This is a genomic window from Bartonella sp. AU18XJBT, assembly GCF_028618595.1.
Lineage (GTDB): Bacteria > Pseudomonadota > Alphaproteobacteria > Rhizobiales > Rhizobiaceae > Bartonella.
This window is the reverse complement of record NZ_JAQITE010000150.1, coordinates 1-893: the sequence shown is the minus strand read 5'-3', so window position 1 is coordinate 893 and position 893 is coordinate 1. Positions and strand designations below refer to the sequence as shown.

Here is an 893-nt window from a genome sequence, read left to right as displayed (position 1 = left end):
ATCCCTTGCTGTAAAAATATCGGGTAAATGATCACATCGTTCAACAATTAATTTTGCGCGCTCTGCTGTTAATGTATCCCCCGCCGCATAAAGACGCTTTGCATGGCTTATCAAATATTTTTCCCAACGCAAAGCTGTTTGAAGGGCATCTTTATTGATTTCAAAACGCCCCCCTTCGGTCAATTCAAAAATCAACGCAAGGGTTGGTATGGTTTTATTCATTTTCAAAAAATGCGCTTGTAAACTTGCAGAGAAATGACCTCTTTCTGATATGTTAAAAGCCCATAGTGCATTTGTCTTAATTACCACATTAAACGATAGGCAAAATGGTTTTTTATTAAAGGAAAAAGCAAAAAAGAAATAACACTAACCATTTCAGATTTTCATAATGAAAGAAAACTTTTTAGTTTTTCTATTCATGATGAAAATATATTTCAAACAATAATGAATATATTTTCAATTAATTTAAGTGATTCACAATTACATTTCGAATACAAATTTGGCATATACAAAGATGACTTTAGACTTAGCTAAATATTGCTATGAAGAATACAAATAGCACTAAGAAAATGAGAAATGAAGTTTTTTTGATTGAACGAATAAAGAAACCAGCAGGGATATCTCATTTGACAGTTTTTCCCTTCAAAAAAGCTATATAAACGAGAGATTTTCATTTAATCATTACGTTTAAAGATGTGTGAATAAATTAATGTAAAAAGCTTTGTTATGAGTACTTTATTGAGTTAGAAATCTATACCAATAGCTTTGGCTTGCATTTTTTCGTAAAGCTTGCGCATAATCACTATATTTTCTTTACGCACATCAATAATTGATTTTTCAATTGACGTTAAACGAGATTTATCTAAGTTTCCTAACCGTGCATAATGGGATGC

General features: G+C 30.9%; 1 pseudogene. It reads right to left on the bottom strand.

The annotated features are described in order from the left end of the window. Positions 1-261: pseudogene (locus PVV60_RS10640) on the bottom strand (DUF3987 domain-containing protein); the annotation flags it as partial. Positions 262-893 lie beyond the last annotated feature (632 nt).